Source organism: Streptomyces sp. NPDC050528 (genome assembly GCF_044457795.1).
In the GTDB taxonomy this organism is placed as follows: domain Bacteria; phylum Actinomycetota; class Actinomycetes; order Streptomycetales; family Streptomycetaceae; genus Streptomyces.
This window is the reverse complement of record NZ_JBITHH010000020.1, coordinates 86,715-108,857: the sequence shown is the minus strand read 5'-3', so window position 1 is coordinate 108,857 and position 22,143 is coordinate 86,715. Positions and strand designations below refer to the sequence as shown.

Annotated in this window: 19 protein-coding genes; 10 read left to right on the top strand and 9 right to left on the bottom strand. The window is 71.1% G+C overall.

Going from position 1 to position 22,143, the window contains the following annotated elements; all coding sequences use genetic code 11:
• The first annotated feature begins 6 nt into the window (after nt 1–6).
• Entirely contained in the window at nt 7–2,559 is a 2,553-nt protein-coding gene (locus tag ACIBK4_RS46565; protein WP_399005574.1) for a DEAD/DEAH box helicase, read from the top strand.
• A gap of 117 nt (nt 2,560–2,676) precedes the next feature.
• Here ACIBK4_RS46565 and ACIBK4_RS46560 read toward each other — a convergent pair whose 3' ends face one another.
• The 7 genes from ACIBK4_RS46560 to ssd form a co-directional block, all read right to left on the bottom strand.
• Nucleotides 2,677–3,090, bottom strand: a complete 414-nt coding sequence (locus ACIBK4_RS46560; RefSeq protein WP_399005572.1) for an Rv3654c family TadE-like protein — start codon at nt 3,088–3,090, stop codon at nt 2,677–2,679.
• A 122-nt stretch (nt 3,091–3,212) separates the two neighbouring features.
• Nucleotides 3,213–3,590 carry a TadE family type IV pilus minor pilin gene (locus ACIBK4_RS46555; protein ID WP_399005570.1) on the bottom strand — a complete coding sequence of 126 codons (378 nt, stop codon included), beginning with the start codon at nt 3,588–3,590 and terminating at the stop codon, nt 3,213–3,215.
• On the bottom strand, nt 3,577–3,810 hold the full coding sequence (locus tag ACIBK4_RS46550; protein WP_399005568.1) for a DUF4244 domain-containing protein: 234 nt from the start codon (nt 3,808–3,810) through the stop codon (nt 3,577–3,579). The genes ACIBK4_RS46555 and ACIBK4_RS46550 overlap by 14 nt, the downstream gene beginning before the upstream one ends.
• Before the next feature lie 122 nt (nt 3,811–3,932).
• On the bottom strand, nt 3,933–4,754 hold the full coding sequence (locus ACIBK4_RS46545) for a type II secretion system F family protein (RefSeq protein WP_399005566.1): 822 nt from the start codon (nt 4,752–4,754) through the stop codon (nt 3,933–3,935).
• A 257-nt stretch (nt 4,755–5,011) separates the two neighbouring features.
• Entirely contained in the window at nt 5,012–5,872 is an 861-nt protein-coding gene (locus tag ACIBK4_RS46540) for a type II secretion system F family protein (protein WP_399005564.1), read from the bottom strand.
• A 126-nt stretch (nt 5,873–5,998) separates the two neighbouring features.
• Nucleotides 5,999–7,156, bottom strand: coding sequence for a TadA family conjugal transfer-associated ATPase (locus ACIBK4_RS46535; RefSeq protein WP_399005562.1), 1,158 nt, complete (start codon nt 7,154–7,156; stop codon nt 5,999–6,001).
• A 242-nt stretch (nt 7,157–7,398) separates the two neighbouring features.
• Entirely contained in the window at nt 7,399–8,502 is a 1,104-nt protein-coding gene (gene ssd / locus ACIBK4_RS46530; RefSeq protein WP_399005560.1) for a septum site-determining protein Ssd, read from the bottom strand.
• Between the two features lie 587 nt (nt 8,503–9,089).
• On the opposite strand from ssd, the gene ACIBK4_RS46525 reads away from it, so the two are divergent.
• Nucleotides 9,090–9,932: an HAD family hydrolase gene (locus tag ACIBK4_RS46525; protein WP_399005558.1), complete on the top strand. Its 843-nt coding sequence runs from the start codon at nt 9,090–9,092 to the stop codon at nt 9,930–9,932.
• Nucleotides 9,933–10,076: 144 nt separating this feature from the next.
• Nucleotides 10,077–10,241, top strand: coding sequence for a hypothetical protein (locus tag ACIBK4_RS46520; RefSeq protein WP_399005556.1), 165 nt, complete (start codon nt 10,077–10,079; stop codon nt 10,239–10,241).
• 43 nt (nt 10,242–10,284) lie between these two features.
• On the opposite strand, the gene ACIBK4_RS46515 is transcribed toward ACIBK4_RS46520, so the two are convergent.
• The gene (locus ACIBK4_RS46515; protein ID WP_399005554.1) at nt 10,285–11,109 is read right to left on the bottom strand and encodes an oxidoreductase; all 825 of its coding nucleotides are present in this window, start codon (nt 11,107–11,109) and stop codon (nt 10,285–10,287) included.
• 101 nt (nt 11,110–11,210) lie between these two features.
• Between ACIBK4_RS46515 and ACIBK4_RS46510 the strand changes: the two genes are divergently transcribed.
• Nucleotides 11,211–12,191 (top strand): ATP-binding protein, encoded by a 981-nt coding sequence (locus ACIBK4_RS46510; RefSeq protein ID WP_399005552.1) that lies wholly within the window; start codon nt 11,211–11,213, stop codon nt 12,189–12,191.
• A gap of 57 nt (nt 12,192–12,248) precedes the next feature.
• Here the strand turns inward: ACIBK4_RS46510 and ACIBK4_RS46505 are convergent, their stop codons facing one another.
• On the bottom strand, nt 12,249–13,520 hold the full coding sequence (locus ACIBK4_RS46505) for a hypothetical protein (protein ID WP_399005550.1): 1,272 nt from the start codon (nt 13,518–13,520) through the stop codon (nt 12,249–12,251).
• 335 nt (nt 13,521–13,855) lie between these two features.
• Here ACIBK4_RS46505 and ACIBK4_RS46500 point away from each other — a divergent pair, with 335 nt between their 5' ends.
• From ACIBK4_RS46500 to ACIBK4_RS46475, 6 genes are all read left to right on the top strand, one after another.
• Complete coding sequence (locus tag ACIBK4_RS46500; protein WP_399005548.1) at nt 13,856–16,486, top strand: bifunctional SulP family inorganic anion transporter/carbonic anhydrase; 2,631 nt, start codon at nt 13,856–13,858, stop codon at nt 16,484–16,486.
• A gap of 125 nt (nt 16,487–16,611) precedes the next feature.
• Complete coding sequence (gene acs, locus ACIBK4_RS46495; protein WP_399005697.1) at nt 16,612–18,615, top strand: acetate--CoA ligase; 2,004 nt, start codon at nt 16,612–16,614, stop codon at nt 18,613–18,615.
• 265 nt (nt 18,616–18,880) lie between these two features.
• Nucleotides 18,881–20,317 (top strand): Na+/H+ antiporter NhaA, encoded by a 1,437-nt coding sequence (gene nhaA / locus ACIBK4_RS46490; protein ID WP_399005546.1) that lies wholly within the window; start codon nt 18,881–18,883, stop codon nt 20,315–20,317.
• A 43-nt stretch (nt 20,318–20,360) separates the two neighbouring features.
• The gene (locus ACIBK4_RS46485; protein WP_399005544.1) at nt 20,361–20,846 is read left to right on the top strand and encodes a phage holin family protein; all 486 of its coding nucleotides are present in this window, start codon (nt 20,361–20,363) and stop codon (nt 20,844–20,846) included.
• The gene (locus ACIBK4_RS46480; RefSeq protein ID WP_399005542.1) at nt 20,843–21,793 is read left to right on the top strand and encodes an alpha/beta fold hydrolase; all 951 of its coding nucleotides are present in this window, start codon (nt 20,843–20,845) and stop codon (nt 21,791–21,793) included. Before ACIBK4_RS46485 ends, ACIBK4_RS46480 begins: the two co-directional genes overlap by 4 nt.
• A gap of 160 nt (nt 21,794–21,953) precedes the next feature.
• Nucleotides 21,954–22,133, top strand: a complete 180-nt coding sequence (locus ACIBK4_RS46475) for a hypothetical protein (RefSeq protein WP_078623198.1) — start codon at nt 21,954–21,956, stop codon at nt 22,131–22,133.
• Nucleotides 22,134–22,143 lie beyond the last annotated feature (10 nt).

Below are 22,143 nucleotides of genomic sequence, written 5' to 3'. Positions count from 1 at the left end.
GCCGCGATGGCATTCAATCACTTACCGCAGGGCGTGCACGACGCCTTGGCTCCATTGTCCGTCACGCCAGTGACACACTCGGTGCCGATGGCCAAGAATCAGCGAACCGATCGACCCTCGGCGAACCCCGTCTCCGGGCTCTCGCCGAGCACGGTTCTGGACCGACTCGCGTCGGGACCGAGCCGGGCTTCGCGCATCACTCATACGGAGCACTTGCCCCCACGTGCGGGCCGCCATGCCGTCTGGCCTGACCGGATTCGCGCGGAGGTGATCGCCACCGTCCAGGAAGCCGGTGTCGAACACCCCTGGGCCCACCAGGCACAGGCGGCCGAGCACGCCCTGGACGGCGACTCAGTGATCGTTGCCACAGGCACCGCCTCGGGCAAGTCGCTGGCTTATCTGGTACCGGTCCTCTCGGCGCTCCTGGACGGCTCCGAGGCACCGAACGGCCGCGGCACCACCGCGCTCTACCTGGCCCCCACAAAAGCCCTGGCAGCGGACCAGCTCCGCTCCGTGAAGGAACTTTCACAACCGCTGGGCAATGCCGTTCGCCCGGCCGTGTACGACGGCGACACTCCGTTCGAAGAGCGCGAGTGGGTACGCCAGTACGCCAACTACGTCCTGACCAACCCCGACATGCTCCACCGCGGCATATTGCCCTCGCACCCGCGCTGGTCCTCCTTCCTGAAGTCCCTGAAGTACGTCGTCATCGACGAGTGCCACACCTACCGGGGCGTCTTCGGCTCCCACGTCGCCCAGGTCCTGCGCCGCCTGCGCCGCCTCTGCGCCCGCTACGGCTCCTCCCCCGTCTTCCTCCTCGCCTCCGCCACCGCCGCCGAGCCCTCGGTCGCCGCCCGCCGCCTCACCGGCCTCCCGGTCGTCGAGGTCGCCGACGACGCCTCACCCCGCGGTGAACTGGTGTTCGCCCTCTGGGAACCCCCGCTCACCGAACTCCACGGCGAGAAGGGCGCACCCGTTCGCCGCACGGCCACCGCCGAGACGGCCGACCTCCTCACCGACCTCGCCGTCCAGGGCGTCCGCTCGGTGGCCTTCGTACGGTCCCGGCGCGGCGCCGAGCTGATCGCGCTGATCGCCCAGGAACGCCTCGCCGAGGTCGACCGCTCCCTGGCCCGCAGGGTCGCCGCCTACCGCGGCGGCTACCTCCCCGAGGAGCGCCGCGCCCTCGAACGCGCCCTCCACTCCGGCGAGTTGCTCGGCCTCGCCGCCACCACCGCCCTCGAACTCGGCATCGACGTCTCGGGGTTGGACGCCGTCCTGATCGCCGGCTACCCCGGCACCCGAGCCTCCCTCTGGCAACAGGCGGGCCGCGCCGGACGCTCCGGCCGGGGAGCACTGGCCATCCTGGTGGCCCGAGACGACCCCCTGGACACGTTCCTCGTCCACCACCCGGAAGCCCTCTTCGACCAACCGGTGGAATCCACGGTCCTGGACCCGGACAACCCGTACGTCCTGGCCCCCCACTTGTGCGCGGCGGCAGCCGAACTCCCGCTCACCGAAGAGGACTTGACCCTCTTCGGCCCGGCGACAGCGGACCTGCTCCCGCAGCTGGAGTCGGCGAAACTGCTCCGCCGCCGCGCGAAGGCCTGGCACTGGACCCGCCGCGAACGGGCCGCCGACCTCACCGACATTCGCGGCGGGGGCGGCCGCCCGGTCCAGGTCGTCGAGAACGGCACGGGCCGCCTCCTGGGCACGGTCGACGAGGCCGCCTCCCACACGTCCGTCCACGAGGGCGCGGTCCACCTCCACCAGGGCCACACGTACCTGGTCCGCACCCTGGACCTGGAGGACTCGGTGGCCCTGGTCGAGGAGGCCAACCCGCCCTACTCGACGGTCGCCCGCGACACCACGGCGATCTCCGTCCTGGAGACGGACATCGAACTCCCTTGGGGCCAGGGCCGGTTGTGCTACGGCTCCGTCGAAGTCACCAACCAGGTCGTCTCCTTCCTCCGCCGCCGTGTCATCACCGGCGAGGTCCTGGGCGAGTCCAAACTCGACCTCCCCCCGCGCACCCTGCGCACCCGCGCCGTCTGGTGGACGGTCACGGAGGACCAACTCGACGCCGCCCGCATCAACCCCGAAATCCTCGGCGGCGCCCTCCACGCCGCCGAACACGCCTCGATCGGCATGCTCCCTCTCTTCGCCACCTGCGACCGCTGGGACATCGGCGGCGTGTCCGTCCCCCTGCACCCCGACACCCTGCTCCCCACGGTCTTCGTCTACGACGGCCACCCGGGCGGCGCGGGCTTCGCGGAACGCGCCTTCCACACCGCCAGCGCCTGGCTCACCGCCACCCTCCAGGCCATCGCCTCCTGCGAATGCGACGCCGGCTGCCCGTCCTGCATCCAGTCCCCCAAGTGCGGCAACGGCAACGAGCCGTTGCACAAGCGGGGGGCTGTGCGGTTGCTGACGGAGCTGTTGCGGGGGGCTCCGGGGGACGGGCGAGGGGCTCCAGAGGATGGGCGAGGGGTGCCGGGGGTTGCGCAAGAGGTGCCGGGGGATGTGGGCGGGGTGCCCGGGGAGAGGGTGGGCGGGGTTTAACGGGCGGGCTGCGGACCGGCTACGGCGGCGGTGCGCTGCGGTGTCGGTGCGCTCCGGCGTCGCTGCGGCTGCGGCTGCGGCTGCGGCTGCGGCTGCGGCTGCGGCTGCGGCTGCGGCTCAGGGTGCCGGTGGGGCCGGCTCCGCTGGGGACGCGGGCGGCGGTGGTGCAGGGCCTGGTGGAGGGGCAGGCACCGGTGCCGCAGGGGGCGGTGGTGCAGTCGCCGGTGCGGACGCCGGTGGCGGTACCGGTCCCGCAGGCCCCGCCCGTGACCTGACCTCCGCCGCGAACGGCCCCCGGCCCGCCGAAGCCGTCACGTCCGACGTCTCGCCCACGATCCCGCACCGCACCAACCGCGTCCCCTGCGCCCGCGCCACCCGCTCGGCCCGGGCGCAGGCCCCCGCACTGCCCTCCGCCCAGTGATCGGCCGCCGCGAGCGCCGCGAGATCCGCACCCCCGGCCGCACGGTGCCGGGCCACGACGGCCTGCCCCAGGGCGAGCACGACCCCGAACACGACACACATCACGGCCATCGCCCCGAGGCTCCACACGGTGGCGGACCCACGGTCGGAGTGACGGGACCTCCCGCACCACCGAGCCGCGATCAGACGCCCCAGAGCCGGGATCACCTGTCGCACAGCCCCGCTACGACACCTCACGGTCCCGCCCTCCCCTCGCCCACCGTCTCCTCCGCCAACGCCACGGCCTCCTCCCGCACTTCGAAGGGGAGCCCGCTCAGCACCGGCGGTTTCGCGACCACGACCACATGGACCTGGTCGCCCTCCCGGGCAACGGTGACCTTCGCGCCACGCGGTGCCGTCTCCCGAACCACCTGCACAACCGAGTCGGCCGGGTCCTGCCGAGCCGCCGCCCGGGCGCCCGAACGAGCCGCGTCCACGCACTGGATCTGCGCGGCCACCACCAACAGCCCCCACACCAGCGCCATCGCGAACATCACCAGCACGGGCAGGACCACGGCCGCCTCCGCCGTCACGAACCCCCGGTCCCCGCCCCGCCGTTCACACCTTCGCATCGAGGGCCCGCTTCACGATGCTCTGCAACTCCGCGCTGACCGCCCCACTGGTCACCACCTTGTAGAGCACCACCGCGAACGCCACCGCCGCGACCAGCCCCATCGCGTACTCGGCGGTGGCCATCCCGGCGTCCCCACGAGCCACCGCGCCCCGCCGGACCCGTACCGCTCGCGCCACCCACACCACTGCCGTCTGCATTGCCTGCACTGCCTTGTACATCTCAACCCCCGTGAGGTTCCTGTCGGTTCACTTGCTCGCTCGGCCGACCGCTGAGGTTCAGCGATGGCCCGTCATACGTCAGCCGTTCTTCGTCATACGTCCGTCACCGCTCGCTCCTCCCGTCAGCCGCCACCCCCTCCCGCCGCCCCGCCCGCGAGCCCGATCACCACGGGCAGCACGCCGACCGCGATGAACGCGGGCAGGAAGCACAGCCCCACCGGCGCGGTGATCAGTACGGCCGCCCGCCGAGCCCGTGCCGTCGCGGTGCGGGTCCAGTCGGCGCGGGCCTCCGCCGCGAGCCGGGCGACCGGTCCGGCGGCGGGGAGCCCCGACTCGTCGGCCCGTTCGAGCAGCCGGGCCAACGGGCCGGCGCCCGGCAGTGCGGCCAACCTCCGCCAGGCATCGGCCGGTTCACCACCGAGCCGTACCTCCGCCGCCGCACGCGCCAGCCGTTCCCCCAGGGGCCCTGTGAGGGCCTCTCCGACGGCCTGGGAGGCGATCACCGGTGAGGCTCCGGCGGCGATGCACGCGGCCAGCAGATCGGCGGCGAGGGGGAGTTGGCGGGCGGCGGTCACGGCATCGCGCTCGGCGACGGAGTCATCGGCCACCTGCCGACGCCGCCACTGCCACAGCCCGACGGCGACGACAGCACCCACGACAACCCCGCCGACCCCACCGACCAACACCCACCCGGCGCCCACCACACCCACGCCGGGCAACCACCGCCGCGCAACGTCCCGACCCTCGAACCGCCGCCCGGCAGCCACCCCTTCACGGACTTCCCGAACTCCTCGGACTTCCCGGGGCTCCCGAAGCAGCAGCCCGGCCAGTCGCCGCCGCGCCCGCCGCTCACACCGCACCCCGTCCAGCCACCGCACCACCCACCCCACGACCAACACCGCCCCCAAAACAACCCCCAGCCTGTGGACAACTTCCCCACTCACGCCGCCTCCTCCCGCCGACTCCGCCCAACTTCCACACCCACACCGCTCCGGACTCTCACCGAGCACCGGATCCCCTCAGGCCCCGCGACGACTGGGCGATCCCCGACACCCCGCCCACCCCGATGCCCTAAGGGGCGCGGGGAACTGCGCGACAAGCCCCCACCCACCCGCACCCCGCCCACAACCGAAACCACCCACCCCCAACCCGGCCCCACCCCCACCCGCACCCCTCCTCCCGACAACGACCACTCCCGCACTCACCCCGCCTCCACCCCCCGCACAATCCGCATCGCCCACCACAACCCCAGCCCCTCCAACAACCCCCCAACCACCAGGCACCCCACCCCCGCCCCGCTGTGCAACAGCACCCGCAACGGATCGGCCCCCATCGCCGCCCCCAACAACAACCCGAGCACCGGCAACCCGGCGAGCATCACCGCAGTAGCCCGCGCCCCCGCCAACTGCGCCCGAAGATCGGCCCGTTGATCCCGGTCCGCCCGCAACGCCCCTTCGAGCCGATCCAGCCCCGCCGCAAGCCCGGCCCCCTGATCCACGGCAACCCGCCAACACGCGGCCAGCCCCAACAACCCCTCCGCACCCGGCTGCCGTGCCGCCGAGGCGAGCGCCCCCGGCACATCCCCGCCGAACCGCGCCGCCGCCAACACCCCGGCCTGCGCCTCACCGAGCCCACCCGAGTCGAGCGCCGCCCGCAGCAACGCCTCCCCCGGCTGCCGCCCGGCCCGCACCTCACCGGCGAGCACCGAGCACAGCCCGATCACCGCGTCCCCGCGCAACTCCCGCACCCGCCGCGCCTCCCCGGCGATCCGCACCCGCCGCAGCAACGGCACCCCGACCGCCCCCGCGACAACCGGAATGACCGAGGCCCCCAACACCGCCAGCACCACCCCGACACCCAGCGCCCACCACTCGCCCCGCAACCGCCCCCGAATCCGCCGCAGTTCGTCCAAGACCCGCCCCCAAGACGGCGGCCCAACCCCCACGCCCCCACCACCCGCGAACAACAACTCCGCCCGCCGAGCCCCGGATTGCCGCCCGCCCATCAACCAGACCAGCCCCCCGACACACACCGCGGCCACCCCGACCGACACCTCACTCATCGCCACACCGATCACCACTCCCACTCGCCGCCACTGCCACCCGTCCCGCACTCACGTCCGCCACTCCTCCGAACTCACCCGCCGCCGAACCCCGCACAACACCCAGCCCCGCGACCACTCCCGCCCCTAACCCCCGTCACCCCCACCCCGAATCAACGCCCGCAACCGCTCCCACCCCCGCTCGTACGCGAACGCCTCCACCCCCCACCGCAACGCCGGCACCGTCCGCACCAACCCCGACGCATCCCGCTCCAGGACATGCACCTCGGCGATCCGTCGCCGCCCGGCCCGATCCCGTACGAGATGCAGGACCACCGACAACGCGGCCGCCAACTGGCTGTGCAGCGCGGCCCGATCAAGGCCCGCGGCCGTACCCAGGGCCTCCAGGCGGGCCGGGACATCGGCCGCCGCATTGGCATGGACGGTCCCGCAGCCGCCCTCATGGCCCGTGTTGAGGGCAGCGAGGAGGTGGACAACCTCAGGCCCTCGCACCTCACCGACGACCAGCCGGTCCGGTCGCATCCGGAGTGCCTGGCGGACGAGGTCCTGGAGCGTGACGAGCCCGGCGCCCTCCTGGTTGGCGGGTCTGCTCTCCAGCCGTACGACGTGCGGGTGGTCCGGCTTCAACTCCGCCGAGTCCTCGGCCAGCACGATCCGCTCACCCGGTCCGACGAGCCCCAACAGCGCGCTCAGCAACGTCGTCTTGCCGCTGCCCGTGCCACCGCTGATCAGGAACGACAGCCGTGCCTCGATGAGCGCCCGCAAGATGCGGTCCCCGCCCGGCGGCACCGTGCCCGCCGTGACCAGTTCGTCGAGCGTGAACGCGCGCGGCCGTACGACACGCAGCGACAGACAGGTACAACCGACGGCGACCGGGGGCAGCACCGCGTGCAGACGGGTCCCGTCGGGCAACCGCGCGTCGGCCCAGGGACGGGCGTCGTCCAGTCGGCGTCCGGCCACCGCGGCCAGGCGCTGCGCGAGACGTCGTACGGCTGCCGCGTCCGGGAAGGAGACCGTGGTCAGCTCCAGGCCGCCGCCCCGGTCGACCCACACCCGGTCCGGGGCCGACACGAGGACGTCGGTCACGGAGGGATCGGCGAGCAGGGACTCCAGCGGGCCACTGCCCACCAGCTCGGACCTCAACTGCTCAGCCGCGCCCAGGACTTCGGCGTCCCCCAGCACCCGCCCCTGCTCCCGCAACGCCTGCGCCACCCGCGCAGGCGTCGGCTCACCCCCACTCTCGGCCAACCACCGCCGCACACCGTCGAGCAGTCCGACAGGCACCGCCGCCTCGCCACTGACCCCACCCTCACTCGAAGCCCACCGCCCCGAAGCCCCCACGGAATCCCGCACCCGCTCAACCCCGGCCGCCCCACTCACCCCGACCCCACCCACAGCCCCCACCCGCTCCCGCCCGATCGCCCCACTCACCCCGGCCTCACCCGAACCCCTCGCTGAACCCCGCACCCGCTCGACCCTGACGACCCCACTCACCTCGACCTCACCCGAAGCCCACACCACCCGCCTCATACGCCACCCACCTCGACCAACGCCCGCTCCAAGAACTCCCGGCAGAACCGCGCCAACGGCCCCCTCCCCGCCGTCCCCGGCGGCGCCTTGCCCTCGTGTGGTCGCAACAGCCCTGATTCGACCGGTACTTCACCTGCCAGGGACAGGCCCAGGAGGCGGGCCACCTCCCGGTCGTCGAGGCCGGGGGCGTACGGGCCGCGTACGGCCACGCGGAGGTCGCGCAGGATCATGCCGACGGCGGACGCGACGCGGCCGGCCGCCGCTACGGCGCGGAGTTCGGCGGGGACCACCAGGAGGCCGACGTCGAGTTGGGCGAGGGCCTCGGCGACCCCGTCGTCGATGCGGCGGGGCAGGTCGACCACGACCGTGCCGCCGCGTCGTCGGGCCGCGGCGAGCACCGCCCGTACCGCTTGGGGCGGGATCGCGACGCAGTCCCCGCGGTCCCAGCTGAGGACCCGGAGCGAGTGGAGTTCCGGGAGGGACTCCTCCAGGGCGCCGCCGCCGACCCGGCCGCGCGAGGCGGCGAACGCGGGCCAGCGCAGGCCCTCCGCCGTCTCGCCGCCGAGGAGTACGTCGAGTCCGCCGCCCAGCGGATCCGCGTCCACCAGGAGCGTGCGCAGCCCCTCACGCGCGGAGGTGACGGCGAGGGCGCACGCGAGCGTGGACGCTCCGGCCCCGCCGCGGCCGCCGATGACGCCCACGGTGAGCGCGGGGCGGCCGACCCCCTCGGCCACGTCGGCGATGCGGTCGACGAGCCACTGTTCGCCGTCGGGCAGCATCAGGACGTGGTCGGCGCCGATCTCGACGGCTCGCCGCCAGACCCCGGAGTCGTCCTGGTCCCGGCCGACCAGCACCACCCCGCGCCGTCGGGCCGCCCCGCGCACCCGGCGGGCCGCGTCGTCGCCGACCAGGACGAGCGGTGCCGTCTCCCAGCCGCCCTGGCGCTCCGGCACCCCGTGATGGACCTCGGGTGTCGCGCCGGCCGCCGCGCACAGGCGCAGCAGGTCGTCGAGGAGCTCGACGTCCTCGGTGACGATCAGCGGTCCGCCCTGTCGACCGCCGGCGGCGTGCGGCGGATCGTGTGTGACAGTTCCGGCCATGTTTTCCATCCCCCATCGCTGTGTGTCTCTCGCGTCGCCCCTGCGGCCCCGCGATTCCCAAACGTGCGGAGAACCGGTGACCGGCCCTCCTTATGCACGGCCGACAGAAACCGGCCAAACGCGTCCGGCAAACGGAACGGGTCATGAACTCGCCGCGAGCGAGGACGCGTTGGAATCACGGTGCGGGCATCGCGGAAATCATGTGGATCTTGGTCGAAAACTGTGGACAACTCAGGGCCTGTGAATATCGCCTTCACCCATACCGGTGACCCCTGTACTGCCCTCTGTGCGAGTTCCGCAGCGCAGTCCGCCAACTACGCACAGTGACGGGTTCTGGGCATGAAAAAAGGCGGCACCAGCCGCCTCGGTCTGGCCCCACGACCACGCGCAGGGAGGAAAACGTGTCCGGACATGCGACGACCCCCACCGGGGGGGAGAGTGGGGGTCGCCTTCACGGCCGACTCGGGGGGGGGGAGGAGCCGGACCGCGTTAGCACGGTCGCGAACGATCCGTGACTTCCATGGTGTACCCGAGAGGCCTCTCAGGCAAACCCACGCGCCTCACCTTACGCCGAATGGGCTGCGCCTATGCTCTGGGTTGTGGAAAGCCACTCCTTGCCCCGCACAGCAGCCTTCTTTGACCTGGACAAGACGGTCATTGCGAAGTCGAGCACGCTCACCTTCGGCAAGTCCTTCTACCAAGGCGGACTGATCAACCGCAGGGCCGCACTGCGGACCGCCTATGCGCAGTTCGTCTTCCTCACCGGCGGCGCCGACCACGACCAGATGGAGCGGATGCGCAAGTACCTGTCCGCACTCTGCCGCGGCTGGAACGTCCAACAGGTCAAGGAGATCGTCGCCGAGACGCTGCACGACCTGATCGACCCGATCATCTACGACGAGGCGGCCTCCCTCATCGAGGAGCACCACACGGCCGGCCGCGACGTGGTGATCGTGTCCACGTCGGGCGCCGAGGTGGTCGAGCCGATCGGTGAACTCCTGGGCGCGGACCGGGTGGTGGCGACCCGCATGGTCGTGGGCGACGACGGCTGCTTCACGGGCGAGGTGGAGTACTACGCGTACGGCCCGACGAAGGCCGAGGCGATCAGGGAGCTGGCGCAGTCCGAGGGGTACGACCTCGACCGCTGCTACGCCTACAGCGACTCGGCGACCGATGTGCCGATGCTGGAGTCCGTGGGCCACCCCTACGCCGTGAACCCGGACCGCACGCTGCGCCGCGAGGCACTCGCGCGCGGGTGGCCGATTCTGGACTTCAATCGCCCGGTCCGGCTCAAGCAGCGGCTGCCCGCGCTCTCCGTACCGCCCCGCCCGGCGCTGGTCGTGGCGGCGGCCGTGGGTGCGGCGGCGGCCACGGCGGGGCTCGTCTGGTACGCGAGCCGGCGCAAGGCGGCGACCGTTTACGCCGGTTAGTGACCCTTTGAACGTAAAAGTAAAGAAGCGCGGCCAGGGGTTCCGCTTCCTCCAGGGCTGGAGTACAAAGGGTTTAACGGCCCGCGAGACCAAGGACATCCGAAAGGATCACCTTAATAACGCATTTGGCCCCACGGACCGCGCATGAACACCGAGCACCCACGCGACGTCGACCCGTCGATTACGGGCCAGCCGCACCAGGCGACGGGCAATGTTCCCGACCTGATGGGCAATATTTCGAGGACGCTTGGTAACCCGGTGGAACATGCCAGCGGCGGTACGAATCCTCGTACCGCCGCAACCCTGTAACGGCCCCCCAGTAGGGGGCCTTTTTTCATATCAAGGTCCACTTCTAGGCGGCGCCGCGCTGCAGGGCCTCGCAGACCGCCGTCGACTCGCGAGCGCCCAACTCGACCGCCCTGCCACAGTGCGCGATCCACGCGGCCATGCCCTCCGGGGTGCCGGACACGTAACCGTCCAGGGCCGCCAAGTAGGCCGCGCGCCCCAGTTCGGCGTGGCCGACCTCCGCCGGGCAGACGGACTTCGGGTCGAGGCCGCTGCCGATGAGGACGATCCGCTCGGCCGTGCGCGCGACCAGGCCGTTGCGGGAGGTGAAGGGGCGCAGGGCGAGCAGTTCGCCGTGCACGACGGCGGCCGTCACCAGCGCCGGTGCCGAGCCGCCCGCGATGATCAGGTCAGCGAGCCCGTCCAGCCGACCGGACAGCTCGGCCGCGCTCGGCAACGGCAGTTCGACGAGCGGCTCGTCGACCGGCTCCCCCTGCTGGCGCGGCCGGCCGACCGTGTCGTCGTCACTCGCGGCGGCCACCAGGTGCAACCGGGCGAGTACCCGTAGGGGCGACTGCCGCCAGATGGACAGGAGTTGGCCCGCCTCGGAGGACAACCGGAGGGCCGCGCCCATGGTGCGCGCCTCCGTGTCGCCGCTGAAGTCGGTACGCCGACGCACCTCTTCGAGTGCCCAGTCGGCCCCGGACAGCGCCGCCGAGCCACGCGCACCCCGCAGGGCCGCCTCGGCGGTGAGCTCGTTGCTGCGGCGCCGCATGACGCGGTGCCCGTAGACCCGGTCCACGGCCTTGCGCATGGACTCGACGGACTCGGCCACTCCGGGCAGTGTGCCCAGGGCCGCGAGCGGATCGGCGGTCGCACCTGTCGTACTCATGAGTGCGACAGTAGCCATCCCCGGCGTCCGCCCCACGATTGAGTGGTCTTCTTCACGCACACCTGCCACGTACAGCTACGTCACGACTACGCTTCGCGAACATGAAAATTGCTTTCGTCGGGAAGGGCGGCAGCGGGAAGACCACCCTGTCCTCCCTGTTCGTCCGCCACCTCGCGGCCACCGGCCAACCGGTCGTCGCCGTCGACGCCGACATCAACCAGCACCTGGGCCCCGCGCTCGGCCTGGACGAGTCCGAGGCCGCCGCACTGCCCGCACTCGGCGAGCACCTCCCCCTGATCAAGGACTACTTGCGCGGCACCAACCCGCGCATCGCCTCCGCCGACACGATGATCAAGACCACCCCGCCCGGCGCGGGCTCCCGGCTGCTGCGGGTGCGCGAGAACAATCCGGTCTACGACGCCTGCGCGCGACCGGTGGAACTCGACGGCGGCGCCGTCCGTTTGATGGTCACGGGCCCCTTCACCGACGCCGACCTGGGGGTCTCCTGCTACCACTCCAAGACGGGAGCGGTGGAGCTGTGCCTGAACCACCTGGTGGACGGGCGCGACGAGTTCGTCGTGGTGGACATGACGGCGGGCTCGGACTCCTTCGCCTCCGGCATGTTCACCCGCTTCGACATCACGTTCCTGGTGGCCGAGCCGACCCGGAAGGGGGTCTCCGTCTATCGCCAGTACAAGGAGTACGCCCGCGACTTCGGAGTCGCCCTGAAGGTCGTCGGCAACAAGGTGCAGGGCCAGGACGACCTCGACTTCCTCCGCGCCGAAGTCGGGGACGACCTGCTCGTGACGGTGGGGCACTCGGACTGGGTGCGTGCCATGGAGAAGGGCCGGCCGCCCCGGTTCGAGCTCCTGGAGGACGCCAACCGCCGCGCCCTGCGCCTGCTGGAGATCGCCGCCGACGCGACATACGAACTGCGTGACTGGGAGCGCTACACGCGTCAGACGGTGCACTTCCACCTGAAGAACGCGCAGAGTTGGGGCAATGAGCGCACCGGGGCCGACCTGGCCGCGCAGGTCGACCCCGGGTTCGTGCTCGACGAGAACGTCACCGCCGCCGTGTGAAGCGATGCGTGAGGCGCGCCCTCTCCCAACTGCCGCTCACCGCATGACCGGCAGCGCCTACTGCTTGACCGCCGGCGCCCCGGGGACGCCCTTCGGGGCCGGGGCGGGGCGGCCGGTCAGGAAGGACGTCCAGCCCGCCTTCGGTGCCTCGCCGACGTTCAGGCCGCGCAGCTTGGCCAGGGTCTGCGGGTCCTGGGCGTCCAGCCAGTCGGCCAGTTCCCGGAAGGACACGCAGCGCACCTCGGACTTGTTGCAGACCTTCTCGATGACCTCGTCGAGGGCACGCATGTAGGTGCCGCCGTTCCAGGACTCGAAGTGGTTGCCGATGACCAGGGGCGCGCGGTTGCCGTCGTAGGCGCGGTCGAAGCCCTTGAGCAGGCCGTCACGCATCTCGTCGCCCCACTGCTCGTACTTGTCGGGGTCGCCCTGGGTCTGCGTGCCGGACTGGTTGACCATGAAGTTGTAGTCCATGGTCAGCTGCTCGTAGGTGTGGCCGGGGAAGGGGACGAGCTGCATGGACAGGTCCCACAGCCCTTCCTTCTTCTTGGGCCAGATCTGGTCGTTGACCCCGCTGGTGTCGTAGCGGAAGCCCAACTGGCTCGCCGCCTTCATGAAGTTGGCCTGGCCCTCCAGGCAGGGCGTGCGGGCGCCGACGAGTTCCTTGTCGTAGTCGAAGGGCAGCGAAGACGCCTTCTTCATCCCGGAGTTGGTCTTCCAGGTCTTCACGAACTGCTTCGCCTGGGCGATCTCGCTCTTCCACTCGGCGACCGACCACTCGCCGACCCCGCCGTTCTTGCCGCAGAAGTGACCGTTGAAGTGGGTGCCGATCTCGTTGCCCTCCAGCCACGCCAGGCGCAGCTGCTTCACGGTGTCGGCGATGCCCTGCTCGTCGTTGAAGCCGATGTCCGAGCTGCCCGGCGAGTGCTCCGGGGGCTTGTAGAGGTCGCGCTTGTCCTCCGGCAGCATGTACACGCCGCTGAGGAAGTACGTCATGTTCGCGTGGTTGGCCTTGGAGACCTTGCGGAAGTGGGAGAACAGCTTCTGGCTGTCCTCGCCGGCGCCGTCGAAGGAGAAGACCACGAACTGCGGGGGCTTCTGGCCGGGCTTGAGCCGCTCGGGTCTGGGCAGATGCGGCTGCGCCCCGGTGTACGACGTGGAGCCGTCCCCGATCAGGCGGACTCCGCTCTTGGGTGCCGGGGCGGGCGCCGCCTTGTGCGGACCGTGCGCTCCCTGCGGGGAACCGTTGTCACCGATCGCGCAACCGGCGAGCGACGCGGCACAGGCCGCGGCGATCACGGCGCCCGCGGTGATCCTCTGGGTGGCGGCCATGTCCGCCCACCTTCTTCCTTCGTTCGGACCGACGCCGATCAGGGCGTTCTCTGGCGATGTGCCGGGAATCCCGGCAGCGGCGCCAAGGTGGCACGGGGCCGAAGGTGGGATTAGTACGACAAGCCGATGAAATTTACACTTCACTCAACGAGGTGACTTATTAGCCCATTTGCCCGCAAAGTCTATGCTTGACCTTTACTCTGCATTACGATCCATTTACCGAGCGTTGAGATATCCCGCCGCTGCACGCCGTGACCCACGGCCGCGACCGACCCCCGCCATCGACGGGGACCACCAGTTCCGCGACCGCGCTGCCCCGGAGGAGACGGGAAGACATGTCAGCCTGCGTACCCACCCGCGCCACCGACTCGAATCCGAACGCGAATCGGACGAAGCGCGTCCACCCACCCCACAGCCCACCGCCGCCCGCGCCCCGCCGCTTCCGTATCGCGGGCGCCGATGTGTCGGCCTCCATCGCGGTCTTCCTGATCGCCCTGCCCCTGTCCCTCGGCATCGCCCTCGCCACCGGCGCCCCTCTCCAGGCCGGCCTGGTCGCCGCCGCCGCGGGCGGGCTCGTCGCCGGTCTGCTCGGCGGCTGTCCCCTCCAGGTCAGCGGCCCGGCCGCCGGACTCACCGTGGTCACCGCCGACCTGATCCACCGTTACGGCTGGCGGACGACCTGCGGGATCACCGTCCTCGCCGGTCTCGCCCAACTCGCCCTGGGCTGCGTGCGCGTGGCCCGCACCGCGCTCGCCGTCAGCCCCGCGATCGTGCACGGCATGCTCGCCGGCATCGGCGTCACCATCGCCGTCGCCCAGCTGCACATCGTGCTCGGCGGCACCCCGCAGAGTTCGGTTCTCGCCAACCTCCGTGCCCTGCCTGCCCAGTTGGCGGACCTGCACCCGGCCGACGTGGCGATGAGCGTGCTGACGCTGGCCCTTCTGCTGCTGTGGCCGCGCGTCCCCGGCCGGCTCGGGCATCTGATGCGCAAGATCCCGGCCGCGCTCATCGCCGTCGCCGGGGCCACCGTCACCGCCTCCCTCACCGGGCTGAGCCTCGCCAAGGTCGACCTGCCGTCGTGGAGCAGCCACGCGCTGGCCGGGCTTCCCGAGGGACCGGTGCTCGGCATCGCCGCCGCCGTACTCACCACCACGCTGGTGTGCAGCGTCCAGTCGCTGCTCGGGGCCGTCGCCGTGGACAAGCTGGTCGCCGGGCAGCCCGGGCTCTCCGCCCGCGTCGGCCGCTCCGACCTCAACCGCGAACTGCTGGGCCAGGGCGCCGCCAACATCGTCTCCGGCGCCCTCGGCGGACTGCCGGTCGCGGGCGTCGCCGTACGGAGTTCGGCAAATGTGCAAGCCGGTGCCGTGAGCCGGAACTCCACGATGCTGCACGGCGTTCTCGTAGTGGTAGCCGCGCTGCTGATGGTCCCGGTGCTGGAGCTGATCCCGCTCGCTTCGCTCGCCGCACTCGTGATGGCCGTCGGCATCCAGATGGTGTCCCTGCACCACATCCGCACGGTGACCCGCCACCGCGAAGTGCTGGTCTACGCCGTCACCACCCTCGGCGTGGTCTTCCTCGGCGTCCTCGAGGGCGTGCTCCTCGGGGTCACCGTCGCCGTGGCCGTAGCCCTCAACCGCCTTGCCCACACCCGCATCACGCACGAGCACGACGAGAAGGAAGGAGTCCATCACGTACACGTCCGAGGGCAGCTGACGTTCCTCGCGGTGCCGCGGCTCAGCCGCATCCTGCATCTCGTACCCCAAGGCGCCCACGTCGTCGTGGAGTTGGACGGCTCGTTCATGGACCACGCGGCGTACGAGTCACTGCAGGACTGGCAGAACGCGCACACCGCGCGCGGGGGCTCCGCCGAACTCACCGGGCGGCGTACGGGAGTTCGCGACACCGAGCAGGGCCGCACCGGAAGTGACGCGACACCGGCCGGCACCGCGACCGGCGCGACGATCGGCACGACGACCGAGGCTCCGGCCCGCACCGCGGCCGACGCTCCGACCGGCGAGCCGAAGACGTCGACAACGTCGACCGCCTGCCGCTGCCACCCCTGGACGCCCTGGCGCAACCACCAGTGCGACCACCGGCGTTCCACCCCGGCCGGCGGACAGGCGGCCGAGCATACGGACCAGCCGACGGGCCGTCCCACACCCGGCACCGCCGAGCCGACCGACCCCGGACCCGGAACCCACCCTGGCACCGGACCCCACCTCGGCGCAGGCACAGGCACCGGTCCGGACACCCACCCCGGCACCGGCACCAACCCCGGCACCGGTCCCGGCGGCCACCAACTAGCCCGTGGCATCAGCGCGTTCCAGCGCGACACCGCACCCCTCGTGCGAGGCGAGCTGGCGCGGCTGGCCAAGGAAGGGCAGCGGCCCTCGCAGCTCTTCCTGACCTGTGCCGACTCGCGGCTGGTGACGTCGATGATCACCTCCAGTGGTCCCGGCGACCTGTTCGTCGTGCGGAACGTGGGCAACCTCGTGCCGCCGCCCGGCGAGGAGAGCGGGGACGACTCGGTGGCCGCGGCGATCGAGTACGCGGTGGACGTGCTGCGCGTGAGATCGATCACGGTGTGCGGACACTCGGGGTGCGGGGCCATGCAGGCGCTGCTCAACTCCGAGCCCGGGGGCGCCCGGACGCCGCTGAAGCGGTGGCTGCGGCACGGGCTGCCGAGCCTGGAGCGGATGGCCGACGACGGCCGGCCCTGGGCGCGGTTGGCCGGAAGGGCGCCCGCCGACGCCGTAGAGCAGTTGTGTCTGACCAATGTGGTGCAGCAGTTGGAGCATCTGCGGGGGCATGAGTCCGTGAAGCGGGCTTTGCGGGAAGGGGCGTTGGAGCTGCACGGGATGTACTTCCATGTCGGTGAGGCGCAGGCGTACTTGCTGACCGAGGAGGACGGGGAGAGCCGGGACGGGTTGTTCGATCGCGTGGGGGTGGCGGACATGTCGGCCTGAACCTTGTTCACCCGGCGTCCGTGGGTACGAAAGACCCTCGCCACACGCGTCCGCACACGGGTCCGATGACAGGTCTAAACCAATATTTCGACGACCCTTGTCATCGGACCCCCGGGTCTGATGAGCTGGCCCGGGACACAACGGACACCCTGGGAAAGGCAGATGCCGTGAGCAACGAAAGCCTGGCCAACCTGTTGCGCGAGGAGCGCAGGTTCGCACCCCCCGCCGACCTGGCGGCGAACGCCAATGTCACGGCGGAGGCGTATGAGCAGGCCAAGGCTGACCGGCTCGGCTTCTGGGCCGCGCAGGCCCGCCGACTGAGCTGGGCGAAGGAGCCGAGCGAGACGCTGGACTGGTCGAACCCGCCGTTCGCCAAGTGGTTCAAGGACGGCACGCTCAACGTGGCGTACAACTGCGTGGACCGGCACGTCGAGGCGGGCAACGGCGATCGCGTCGCCATCCACTTCGAGGGCGAGCCCGGCGACAGCCGCGCGATCACCTACGCCGAGCTGCAGGACGAGGTCTCCAAGGCCGCGAACGCCCTGCTGGAGCTGGGAGTTCAGAAGGGCGACCGGGTCGCCGTCTACATGCCGATGATCCCGGAGACCGCGGTCGCGATGCTGGCCTGCGCGCGGATCGGCGCCGCGCACTCGGTGGTGTTCGGCGGTTTCTCGGCGGACGCGCTCGCGACCCGCATCCAGGACGCGGACGCCAAGGTCGTCATCACCACGGACGGCGGCTGGCGGCGCGGCAAGCCGTCCGCGCTGAAGCCGGCCGTGGACGACGCGGTCGACCGCGCGGACAGCGGCGTCGAGCACGTGCTCGTGGTCCGCCGTACGGGCCAGGACGTCGCGTGGAACGACGAGCGGGACGTGTGGTGGCACGAGATCGTCGACCGGCAGTCGGCGGAGCACACGCCCGAGGCGTTCGAGGCCGAGCAGCCGCTGTTCATCCTGTACACCTCGGGTACTACGGGTAAGCCCAAGGGCATCCTGCACACCTCCGGCGGCTACCTCACCCAGGCCGCGTACACCCACCACGCCGTCTTCGACCTCAAGCCGGAGACCGACGTCTACTGGTGCACGGCCGACGTCGGCTGGGTCACCGGGCACTCGTACATCGTCTACGGCCCGCTCGCGAACGGCGCGACCCAGGTCATGTACGAGGGCACCCCCGACACCCCGCACCAGGGCCGCTTCTGGGAGATCGTCCAGAAGTACGGGGTGACGATCCTGTACACGGCGCCGACCGCAATCCGTACGTTCATGAAGTGGGGTGACGACATCCCCGCGAAGTTCGACCTGTCCTCCCTCCGCATCCTGGGGTCCGTCGGCGAGCCGATCAACCCCGAGGCGTGGATCTGGTACCGCAAGCACATCGGCGCCGACAAGACCCCGATCGTGGACACCTGGTGGCAGACCGAGACCGGCGCGATGATGATCTCGCCGCTGCCGGGCGTGACCGCGACCAAGCCCGGTTCCGCGCAGACCCCGCTGCCCGGCATCTCCGCGACAGTCGTCGACGACGAGGCCAACGAGGTCCCGAACGGCGGCGGCGGTTACCTGGTCCTGACCGAGCCGTGGCCCTCGATGCTCCGCACGATCTGGGGCGACGACCAGCGGTTCCTCGACACGTACTGGTCGCGGTTCCCAGGCAAGTACTTCGCCGGTGACGGCGCGAAGAAGGACGACGACGGCGACATCTGGCTGCTCGGCCGCGTGGACGACGTGATGCTCGTGTCCGGGCACAACATCTCCACCACCGAGGTCGAGTCGGCGCTCGTCTCCCACCCCGCCGTCGCCGAGGCGGCCGTGGTGGGCGCCGCCGACGAGACGACCGGTCAGGCGATCGTCGCCTTCGTGATCCTGCGCGGCACGGCGAACGCCGAGGACGAGAACCTCGTCGCCGACCTGCGCAACCACGTCGGCAGCGTGCTGGGCCCGATCGCCAAGCCCAAGCGGATCCTCCCGGTGGCCGAGCTGCCGAAGACTCGCTCCGGCAAGATCATGCGCCGCCTGCTGCGGGACGTGGCGGAGAACAGGGAGCTCGGTGACGTCACGACGCTGACCGACTCGACCGTTATGTCCCTCATTCAGGACAAGCTCCCGGCCGCACCCAGCGAGGACTGACCGGCACGCGGGACTGACCTGCGGATACGACGAGAAGGGGCGCCCGGCGGCGAACGTGCCGGGCGCCCCTTTCGCGCATAACGTGAGACCCGTAGAACCCGTAGACGTGCCCGTACGACCCGTAGAACCCCTAGACGTGAGATCCGCAGGACCCATCCCGCCGCACCTTAGGTAAACTAAGCAAAGCGTCAAAGACGCGACAAGGTGCGCCGGGAAGTCTGGTCGGCAAGTGCTCTGTGCTGCCCGCCACCCCGGAGGTCTCCCCGTGACCGCGCCCCGCCCCACCGCCACCCGCAAAGTGCTCGGACGACTGTCCCTGCCCGAGCGGAACTTCGTCGCGGACGCGCTGCGCACCGAGACCGTCGGCGGTGTCCTCCTCCTGATCGCCGCCGTCACCGCGCTGATCTGGGCCAACGTCCCCGCCCTGCACGACAGCTACGAGAGCGTCAGCCACTTCCACTTCGGCCCCGCCGCCCTCGGCCTGCACCTGTCGGTCGCCCACTGGGCCGCCGACGGCCTCCTCGCCGTCTTCTTCTTCGTCGCCGGCATCGAGCTCAAGCGCGAACTCGTCGCCGGCGACCTGCGCGACCCCAAGGCCGCCGCTCTGCCCGTCGTAGCGGCCCTGTGCGGGATGGCCGTACCGGCACTCGTGTACACGCTGACGAACCTCACCGGCGGCGGCTCCCTCCAGGGCTGGGCGGTGCCGACCGCCACCGACATCGCCTTCGCGCTCGCCGTCCTCGCGGTCATCGGCACCTCCCTGCCGAGCGCCCTGCGCGCCTTCCTGCTCACCCTCGCCGTCGTCGACGACCTGTTCGCGATCCTGATCATCGCGATCTTCTTCACCGCCCGGATCGACTTCGTGGCGCTCGGCGGGGCCGCCATCGGCCTCGCAGTCTTCTGGCTGCTGCTGCGCAAGGGTGTGCGCGGCTGGTACGTCTACGTCCCGCTCGCGCTGGTGATCTGGGGGCTGATGTACAACAGCGGCGTCCACGCCACAATCGCGGGCGTGGCGATGGGCCTGATGCTGCGCTGCACCACCCGCGAGGACGAGAAGCACTCCCCCGGCGAGCACGTCGAACATCTCGTACGGCCGCTGTCGGCGGGGCTCGCGGTGCCGCTGTTCGCGCTGTTCAGCGCCGGAGTGGCCCTATCCGGGGGCGCGTTGGGGGACGTGTTCACGAAACCGGAGACCCTGGGCGTGGTCCTCGGGCTCGTCGTCGGCAAGGCGGTCGGCATCTTCGGCGGGACCTGGCTGACGGCCCGTTTCACCCGGGCCTCGCTCAGCGACGACCTCGCCTGGCCGGACGTGTTCGCGGTCGCCTCGCTGGCCGGCATCGGCTTCACCGTGTCGCTGCTCATCGGGGAACTCGCGTTCGACGGCGACCAGATGCTCACCGACGAGGTCAAGGCGGCCGTCCTCGTCGGCTCCGTCATCGCGGCCCTGTGCGCGACCGTGTTGCTCAAGCTGCGCAACGCCAGGTACCGCAGGATGTACGAGGACGAGGAGCGCGACGAGGATCTCGACGGCATCCCCGACATCTACGAGCAGGACGAGCCGTCGTACCACCTGCGCATGGCGGAGATCCACGAGCGCAAGGCGGCCGAGCACCGCAGGATCGCCGAGGTGAAGGCCGCCGAGCGACGCGGGCTTGCCGAAGTGGCGGGCGGGGCAGGCGAGGACAACGACGGTCCGGCATGATCTGACCAGACGGTACAAACACATGCAGATGAGGGAGTACGCGATGAGCGCACCCGACGGCAGCCCGGTCGGCGCCGAACGCAGCATCGGCCAGCTGTTCGCCTCGGCGACGACCGAGATGTCCGCGCTGGTGCACGACGAGATCGCACTGGCCAAGGCGCAGCTCAAGCAGGACGTCAAGCGCGGTGTCGCGGGCGGCGGCGCGTTCGCGGTCGCCGCGGTGGTCCTGCTGTTCTCCCTGCCGATGCTCAACTTCGCGCTGGCGTACGGCTTTCGGGCCTGGACCGGCCTGGGCCTCGCGTGGTGCTTCCTGATCTCCTTCGGGGTGAACGTGCTCCTGGCGATCGTCCTCGTGCTGATCGGCGTGCTCTTCTTCAAGAAGGCCGCGAAGAGCAAGGGCCCGCAGAAGGTGGCCGCTTCGGTGAAGGAGACCGCGGGCGTCCTGGGCAACGCCAAGCCGCATCCCCGCGCGGCGATCGAAGACCGTGTCCCCGAAGCCATCGAGGCTGTGGCACGCTCGTCCTCATGACGGACCCCGCCAATCCTTGGGCGCAACCTGCTTCGGTCGTACGGCTCGACATCCCCGGCGGGCGCGAGGTGACCCACCGGGATGTCGCGGCCAACGGAGCCCGCTTCCACATCGCGGAGGTCGGCGACGGGCCGCTGGTGCTGCTGCTGCACGGCTTCCCCCAGTTCTGGTGGACCTGGCGGCACCAGCTCGGCGCGCTGGCCGACGCCGGGTTCCGGGCCGTCGCCATGGACCTGCGGGGCGTCGGCGGCAGCGACCGCACCCCGCGCGGCTACGACCCCGCCAACCTCGCCCTCGACATCACCGGCGTGATCCGCTCGCTCGGCGAGCCGGACGCCGCGCTGGTCGGGCACGACCTGGGCGGCTATCTGGCGTGGACGGCGGCGGCGATGCGCCCCAAGCTGGTGCGCCGGCTCGCCGTCTCCTCGATGCCGCACCCCCGGCGCTGGCGCAACGCCATGCTGTCCGACGTCAGGCAGTCGGCGGCGAGTTCCTACATCTGGGGCTTCCAGCGCCCCTGGATCCCCGAACGGCAACTGCTCGCGGAGGACGCCGAGTTGGTGGGCAAGCTGATCCGGGACTGGTCCGGCGCGAGCCTGCCCGACGACGAAGCGGTCGAGGCGTACCGGCGGGCCATGCTGATCCCGTCGACCGCGCACTGCTCGATCGAGCCGTACCGCTGGATGGTGCGGTCGATCGCGCGCCCGGACGGCATCCAGTTCAACCGGCGCATGAAGCGGCCGGTGCGGGTGCCGACGCTGCATCTGCACGGCTCGCTCGACCCGGTGCTGCGCACCCGCAGCGCTGCGGGGTCCGGGGAGTACGTCGAAGCGCCGTACCGCTGGCGGCTGTTCGACGGTCTCGGGCACTTCCCGCACGAGGAGGACCCGGTCGTCTTCTCGACCGAACTGGTCAACTGGCTCAAGGATCCCGAGCCCGATCGTTGACCGGTGGATGACCGACCTGTGACCCGTGCGTGACCGGTCCGCTGCGCCCGGTATCCGGATCTGAACACCTGTACTACGAACGGCCACTTGCCTCGCGCATACGCCAATTGGGGCCCCAAGGGGTGGTTATCGACCTTGGGGCAGGGGCAGACGTCGGGGTATGGGCTGGACGCACGACTACAGTGACGCAGCACGCAATCGCCGCTCGGACCACGGTCTGAGCTCCCACCAACGGGGCGCCCCGCAACTCCAGGGCACCGACCTCAGGGTGGGGATCCCGCGCATTCTGCGCCGCCGGGCCCGCTGGGTCTCGGTACGGCTGCGTCATCCCCGAGGCTGACGCACCCACC